Source organism: Corallococcus aberystwythensis (assembly GCF_003612165.1).
Classification (GTDB): Bacteria; Myxococcota; Myxococcia; order Myxococcales; family Myxococcaceae; genus Corallococcus; species Corallococcus aberystwythensis.
In genome coordinates, this window is the sequence record NZ_RAWK01000560.1 from 1 (window position 1) to 618 (window position 618).

General features: G+C 68.1%; 1 protein-coding gene. It reads left to right on the forward strand.

Translation table 11 applies throughout. The annotated features are described in order from the left end of the window. On the forward strand, positions 1-608 hold a 608-nt coding region (locus tag D7W81_RS44660; protein WP_497747193.1), incomplete at its 5' end, for a chorismate-binding protein. Positions 609-618 lie beyond the last annotated feature (10 nt).

The window sequence follows — 618 nt, forward strand, 5'->3', positions numbered from 1 at the left end:
CCCCCGAAGAGGCGCCGCCCCCAAGGCCCATCGCTCCACCCGAGGCCTTCCGCGTTCACCACCGGAAGCTGCGGCTCGATATCGACCCGGAGCAGGCCTTCGTCACGCTCCTCGGAGGCAGGGACCACGCGTTCTGGTTGGACAGCAGCCGCGTCGAAGCCGGCCTGTCCCGCTTCTCCTTCATGGGGGACGCCACCGGCCCACACAGCGCCGTCATCCACTACCGGGTGGATCCACGCCGGCTCACCGTGCGCCGGGGCCAGGAAACCGAGGAGCACGCCACGGAGTTGTTCGAGTTCCTCCAGCAGGAGCTGACACGGCTGCGAGCGCCGCCCTCGGGCCTGCCCTTCGACTTCCAGGGTGGCTTCGTGGGCTACCTCGGCTACGAGCTGAAGCGCGACTGCGGCGCGAGCACCCCACAGCCCTCACCGGATCCAGACGCCAGCCTCGTCCTGGCGGACCGGCTGCTGGCCTGGGACCACCTCGAACGCACGGTGTATCTCGTGGCGCTCGCCCCCGAACACGAGGCGGCCCAGGTCCAAACCTGGTTCGACGCCACCGAGTCCGCCCCTGTCTCTTATACAAATCTGACGCTGCCGACGACTTAATAGGTGTAGA